Source organism: Endozoicomonas sp. YOMI1 (assembly GCF_024606345.1).
Lineage (GTDB): Bacteria > Pseudomonadota > Gammaproteobacteria > Pseudomonadales > Endozoicomonadaceae > Endozoicomonas.
In genome coordinates this window covers 1-7,025 of sequence record NZ_JAHHPM010000474.1, presented here as the reverse complement: position 1 = coordinate 7,025, position 7,025 = coordinate 1, and the positions used below count along the sequence as shown (strand labels likewise).

5 protein-coding genes are annotated in these 7,025 nt (G+C 46.7%); 1 reads left to right on the top strand and 4 read right to left on the bottom strand.

The genetic code is table 11. The features are described 5' to 3' along the window. Window positions 1-131: 131 nt before the first annotated feature. A complete protein-coding gene (locus KDK15_RS16695) occupies window positions 132-1,193 on the top strand; it encodes a hypothetical protein (RefSeq protein ID WP_257296520.1) in 1,062 nt (353 codons plus the stop codon). Between the two features lie 23 nt (window positions 1,194-1,216). Here KDK15_RS16695 and KDK15_RS16690 read toward each other — a convergent pair whose 3' ends face one another. The 4 genes from KDK15_RS16690 to KDK15_RS16675 all read right to left on the bottom strand — a co-directional run bounded on the left by KDK15_RS16690 (window position 1,217) and on the right by KDK15_RS16675 (window position 6,943). Further along, window positions 1,217-2,437, bottom strand: a complete 1,221-nt coding sequence (locus tag KDK15_RS16690) for a hypothetical protein (RefSeq protein WP_257296519.1) — start codon at window positions 2,435-2,437, stop codon at window positions 1,217-1,219. A gap of 229 nt (window positions 2,438-2,666) precedes the next feature. After that, the gene (fghA, locus tag KDK15_RS16685) at window positions 2,667-3,506 is read right to left on the bottom strand and encodes an S-formylglutathione hydrolase (RefSeq protein WP_306800379.1); all 840 of its coding nucleotides are present in this window, start codon (window positions 3,504-3,506) and stop codon (window positions 2,667-2,669) included. A gap of 78 nt (window positions 3,507-3,584) precedes the next feature. Continuing rightward, window positions 3,585-4,715, bottom strand: coding sequence for an S-(hydroxymethyl)glutathione dehydrogenase/class III alcohol dehydrogenase (locus KDK15_RS16680; RefSeq protein ID WP_306800378.1), 1,131 nt, complete (start codon window positions 4,713-4,715; stop codon window positions 3,585-3,587). Window positions 4,716-5,041: 326 nt separating this feature from the next. After that, entirely contained in the window at window positions 5,042-6,943 is a 1,902-nt protein-coding gene (locus KDK15_RS16675) for a SurA N-terminal domain-containing protein (RefSeq protein WP_257296518.1), read from the bottom strand. Between the last annotated feature and the right edge of the window lie 82 nt (window positions 6,944-7,025).

The following is a 7,025-nucleotide window of genomic DNA, read 5'->3' as shown; positions in this document are numbered from 1 at the left end:
TAGTAACTGCCCACTTAGCCAGAAATATACGATTCCATTTGGCCAACTACTTAGTGCCCCCGAAGCTCCCGATAAGGAACTTTTATAAGAAGAGATTGTCCTAAACTAAAATTCAGTAATTCATTAACTCAATGGATACATCTATTTTTTCTACTCAATCAAATTCAGCTTCTGATCGCTTTCTTTACTTTCAAGATACATTGTTTTCTGAATCTGGCACATCAGCTCAGGCCTTTTCCCGTGATGTTGAAGAAACAGATGCTGTTCTATGTGCTATGCGTACTGATGAAACCACTAAAAACCACCTTCAGCAAGCGAAGTTGACTTTTCATAATCCATTTGATGACCCCCGGTTTGAAAAAAGGCCGGTAGTGATCGTTAATAGAAATACTAAAATAGATCAAGTAATTGACTATACGGTTAGAAGAAAGCTTCAGAATAATGCCCCGCCCCGCACATATACTCCTGATAATGAACGTTTTTCGGATCAGTCAAGGTTAGGTTTAAGCCAATCAATCTCGCAAAGCTTACCAGTATCAGGTGATTTAGCCCAGGCAGGAGTTGATCCGTCTGATGAAAGTTGTAACTTACAAATTGAGCACAACAGGGAGCGTTACAAGAATAACCCCGATTACGCAGAGGGCAAAAAGAAGCGCAGCAGGGAGCGCTACCAGGATAATCCCGATTACGCAAAGCGCCAAAAGAACCGCTACCAGAATGACCCCGATTACGCAGAGCGCCAAAAGAAGCGCCAAAGGAAACAGTACCAGAATGATCCCGATTACGCAGAGCGCAAGAGGGAGCTCAGCAGGAAGCGCCAAAGGGAGCTGCGCAAAGATCCCGCTTATATAGAGCGCCAAAGGGAGTACCAACGAAAGCTTCGCTCAGACCCCAATTATTTAGAGCGCCAAAGGGAGCGCCAAAGGGAGTACAAACGGAAGCTTCGCTCAGACCCCGATTATTTAGAGCGCCAAAGGGAGCGCCAAAGGGAGTACAAACGGAAGCTTCGCACAGACCCCGCTTATTTAGAGCGCCAAAGGGAGCGCCAAAGGGAGTACAACCGGAAGCTTCGCAAAGACCCCGCTTATTTAGAGCGCCAAAGGGAGTACAACCGGGAGTACAAACGGAAACTTCGCGCAGACCCCGCTTACGCAGTACGACAAAGGAAGCGCTCACAGAAGGATACCCCATAGCGGAAGGCAAGCAGCGCTTAGCATTAATTTACAATCTGCTCGGGACTCAATCTTGCACCAATTTCTAACCAACCTTTTATTAGAAAAGGTCCACCATTATTATTTATTGCTCTGAGTAATCCAGCGTTCAGTTCAGCTTGTATATCAGAACAAACCTCAGCACCCAGTTCGAGGAGACTTCCTGCAGAAAAAGGTCGGTCATTCCGGATTTCTGTTTGGAGCATTGTATTAAGATCAACCTGGTTGTAGGGATTATTTGCACCTAAATCCACCCACCCTTTTACACCCTGAGCATTATTATTTTTCGCATAACTTTGAGCTGCAAGATTCATCAATTTTTTGGCTTCATCGGTTTTGTTTGCACCCAGTTCCAACCAAAGCTCAAATTGAACAATTATATTTTCTTTGGCAACCCTTTCTAAATTCGAATCAAGAATAGTTTGAAATTCAGGTTTAATGTCTGCTCCTGCTTCTTTCCAGCTGATAACTTCCCTTGAATCAGGTTCATCTTCAAGAAGCATACTGGACACACAATCATCAAGTAGTTGCTGAAGGTTTTCTCTTGTTGCCCCCATTGCCAGACAATCTTTTACGGCTGATCCATGCCTTTGCTCCAGGGATTGTTTTAACCATTCATTTAATTTCAGTTGAACCTCGCTATCTACCGATGCTCCCAGCTGGTACCATTCTTTTGCATTAAGCACTGTGGTAGCTTCTTGTAAACCTTTATCAATTTTCTGTTGAAAGTCAGGTATCATTCCACCCAGTGACAACCAGCCTTTGGCAAAAGTGGGGTTATTATCCTCTATCATTCTTTTCAAGCCTGAATCCAGTTTATTTTTAACTTCATTGTCCATTTTCGCCCCCATATCCAGCCAAATTTTTATTTTAAATGGATTTGGATTATCTTTATTTAATTCTATTTTCAAACCATTATTTAGCCTGGATTGAATATCAAAACCATACAACCCTGGGTAATCAAGGTCCATTTTTATCATATATGGCAATTCCAGATGATCTATTTGAGGGATAGAGTCATAATGACAGTCGGTAATAGATAGCGATTGATTGACACAGGAAATCGAATACTCCTGAAGCGCTTTAAGCTTCATTTTTTCTCTTTCTACAACAAGTTCTTCAACAAGATATTTGGAAAATTCTGGAGTTATATGACTGCTATCCTTGCTAATCTCTTTATTCAACATTTCCAGAATACAATTTCGATAAGCTATATTATCAAGCATTATTGACACCTCATCGTATTTATTTTTAGTAAAAATTGATATAGAAGTTCAGATAGAAAGATAGTCTGCAGCTGCTTTCGAAGAAAATAACTAACCAATTGGTTAGTTATTCCAGAGTTCTAATCAATATTACGAGGTGGAATATTGAAAACAAACAATGAGTTATATTTTCACCAGGAGCCTGAACAAGGTATTTGCCAAGAAACTGTAGATACCTTTTTTCAGTCAGCTATACAAGCCTTTGTGAGTGAAATCTTAAATGATCCTCAATAAACGTGGCAATAAAATAATAGGAATGATCATATCCCTCCTGCATCCTTATGGTCATTGGATACCCTGTGTCTTCAACCGCTTTTTTTAACGCATCCAAGTGCAGCTGTTCGTCCAAAAAAGCATCCTTGCTGCCCTGGTCGACCAGTGAGGAAACCGCTTTGAGCGATGATTTCAGCAGTTCGCAGGCATCATAGTTTTTCCATCGTTCACGATCATTGCCAAGATAGCCCATAAATGCTTTTTGTCCCCATGGAGTATTGAGCGGGTTGCAGATCGGGCTGAAAGCAGAAACCGATGAGTAACGATCAGGGTTTCGCAAAGCAATCACCAGCGCACCATGACCGCCCATGGAATGACCGGCAATACCCCGTTTATCATTAACAGGAAAATGTTGTTCAATGAGTTCGGGCAGTTCAGAAACCACATAATCATACATTCGATAGTGCTGACGCCATGGCTGCTGCGTAGCATTCACATAAAATCCGGCACCGAGCCCGAAGTCATAGGCAGCATCAGGATCATCCGGAATATGATCCCCCCTGGGACTGGTATCCGGTGCAACAATGGCAATGCCTAACTCTGAAGCTACACGCTGAGCGCCTGACTTCTGCATAAAGTTCTCATCCGTACAGGTCAGCCCGGACAACCAGTACAGAACGGGAAACGTTTTGTTCTGGCTTTCAGGAGGCAGGTAGATAGCAAAACGCATGTTGCAGTTAAGAGTTTCTGAGTCGTGGGTGTACTGCTTATGCCAGCCACCGAACAGCTTATTACTGCTGATATTCTCCAAAGACATAGACCTTGCTCAATACGGGAATGGCTCTACTGAAAAAACAGTAAAGCCCCGGTGAAAAGAAAATAACCGATGGTGCAGTTATTGCCGGTAATGGATCACAGAGCGAATACTCTCCCCCTTATGCATCAGATCAAACGCCCTATTGATCTCCTCCAATGCCATGGTATGGGTGATAAAATCGTCGAGCCTGAACTCACCCGCCAAATATTGCTCAACAATGCCCGGCAGCTCAGAGCGACCTTTCACCCCTCCAAATGCGGATCCACGCCATACACGCCCGGTCACCAGCTGGAACGGACGGGTGGATATTTCCTGGCCAGCACCCGCGACGCCGATGATGACCGACTCCCCCCAGCCTTTGTGACAGCACTCAAGTGCAGAACGCATAACATTAACATTGCCGATACACTCAAAGGAGAAGTCAACACCACCATCGGTCATCTCAACGATAACGTCCTGAATCGGCTTATCAAACAACGTTGGATTGACACAGTCAGTGGCTCCCAGCTTTCTGGCCAGCTCAAATTTTGTCTCATTAATATCAAGCCCGATAATCCTGCCAGCACCGGCCATTCTGGCACCAATGATGGCCGATAGACCAATACCACCAAGGCCAAAGACTGCAACGGTGTCCCCGGGCTGTACCTTTGCTGTCTTTAATACCGCCCCCATACCGGTAGTGACCCCACAACCCAGAAGACAGACTTCTTCCAGTGGTGCATCAGGGCTGACTTTTGCCAGTGAAATCTCGGGTAACACCGTATACTCGGAAAATGTTGAACAGCCCATGTAGTGATAAATTGGCTGGCCATCCTGATAAAATCGTGTGGTGCCATCGGGCATCAGCCCTCGTCCCTGGGTTGCACGTATTTTCTGACACAGGTTGGTTTTACCCGAACGACAAAACTTGCACTCACCACATTCCGGTGTGTAGAGCGGGATTACATGATCACCAACGGCAACACTGGTCACGCCCTCCCCCACCTGTTCAACAATCCCGCCACCCTCATGGCCAAGAATGGCAGGAAATACCCCCTCCGGGTCATCACCGGACAAGGTAAAGGCATCGGTATGGCAGACACCTGTAGCAACGATGCGAACCAGTACCTCTCCAGCCTTTGGTAACATCACATCGACTTCTTCGATCGACAACGGTTGGCCTGGTCCCCAGGCAATGGCCGCTTTTGATTTAATAAATTGATCTGACATTGATATTCCCCAATAGCGTTTATTTTTAGACCACTACCGAATTCGTAACCGTAGCTTAAACCAACAGTTTAACAATGGCAGGAAACGCTGCAAGGGTTGATCAGGATCACTGCTCCGGCGGCTGATGGTGAGCAGGGTCGTTATGCTCGTCATGCCTGACTGTATAATCGAGTGCTTGTTGACTGGCTTGCAGGAAGATGACCGCAGAGGCTATGGCTACTATCTACCTGATAACAGGCAAAACCATCAGGACCATTTTTTTCTGCTGCTTCTTAAAGACAAAGGCCACCTTTCGGTGGCCTCTGGGAAGTACAATCCAAACTTAATTATTGATTATCAAGCAGGATTTTTACCTTACCTCTCTCCTTCAGGCTGGCAAGATAGTCATCAAACATAATGCGCCCATTGCCCGCTGCAATAAACTGTCCCAGTCCTTTGAGTTGCTCAGGCTTTGCCACTGCTTCACCGGGGTATATGGCGCTCAGGCCAACCACCGCATAATCACCATTTGCCAGAGTGACTGAACGATAGGAGACACTGCTTCCCGGATGAGGCATTTTAAAGGCTTCCTGCAGGAGCTGAGCAGGCACGCCGGACATATTCCTGCTGGTTGCAGAACTCTCAACCACCTCCAGCTCCTGTTCATCAGCAAGCACGTTCAGCGCTGTTCCGGACTGCAAAGTGGTAATCATCTGTTCGGCACGGCTGGCCAGCTGTTCCTGAGCGCGGCTGTTCTTCAGGGTAGTAACGATGACCTCTTTCACGTCAGCAAGGGGGATAAGTTCAGGTTTTTTGTGCTCCCTGACCCTGACAACGACAGCCTCTTCCGGGGTAATTTCTATCAGCTCACTATTAGCACCAAGATTCAATACATCATCACTGAAAGCCGCTGCCGATACACGGGGATCGGCGGCAATACCCGACTCAGCACCCTTTCGACCAAACGGCTCACTGGTCATTACGGTCAGGCCCAGATGCTCTGCTGGCTGAACCAGATCAGAAGCCTCAAAGCTGATATCAGCGAGCTGTCTGGACTGTTCAATGAACAGTGAGTCAACTTCATTCTGCTTGAGTGCCACTTCAAGATCTGCACGCATCTCATTCAGCGATGGCACATCCGCCTCATCACGGGAAGTTACTTTCAGGATCTGTATACCGAAGTCAGTTTCAATGGGGGCAGAAACCTCACCAACACCCAAACCAGCAACGGTATTGTCAAAATCATCGCCAAAGAACCCGGGCTCAACAGCACCCAAATCACCGCCGTTCTCAGCGGTTATCGGGTCATCAGAATAAGACTTGGCTAACTCGGCAAAACCGGCTCCAGCCTGCAGTTTGGTGACAACTTCATTGGCCCGGGCTTTCGCTTCATCAAGGGTGCGATCTTCACCAGTCTGAATCAAGATGACTGAGACATGGGCATTATTGCCAGACTGTTGTTGCAACTGCTCTACTCGGTACTGGTATTCAGCGTCAATATCTTCAGCAGAGACTTCGATACCCCTGGCAATATCGCCCTTTTTCAGAACCACGTAGTTTACGACAACCTGCTCAGGCGTCATAAACTGATTCGGGTTAGCCTGGTAATAACTGGTAATCTCTTCTTCGGAAGGCGTAATGGCCTGACGAACCGGTTCCACCGGCAGCACAACCCAGGCAAGGTCCCGCGTCTGACCTTCAAGACTCTGCAGACGCTTGAGTTCTTCTGAAGTCACAAACTCGGTACTGGCAATCCCGGCGCGTAATTGCAGCAAGAGTGTTTCTTCACGGATGGCATCGCGGAACTGTAATGGTGTCATACCATAACTGCGAACCATCATCTGAAAACGGTCGGCATCAAAGCGGCCGTTTTGCTGAAACTGCGGCATGGATACGATCAGCTTATCAATCTGGGCTTTGCCAATATCCATTTTCTGAGCTTCAGCGTTCTGCAGTAGCAGCTGACGATCAATCAGGGCTTCAAGAACCGAGCTTTGCAGTAACTGATCCTCCAGCATAGCGGGATCAAACTGGCCACCCATTTGCTGAACCAAAACCCGCCGCTGCTGGTCAACAGCCTGAGCCAATTCTGCCCGGGTTATATCCTTACCATTTACTGACGCCACTTCCGGGTTGTTAGGATTGGGCACCAGCGTTTCCAGACCAGTGATGGCCATCATAAAAGCGATGATGCCGACGACAACAAATGTCACCCAACTCTTCGCTTTGTCCCTCATCGATTGCAGCATAATAACCTCAGGTACCAGGACCGCTGAGACAGTTGAAATAAAAAGCAACGAACGCAACAAGCCCTGCTAGGCTTGGCCTGTG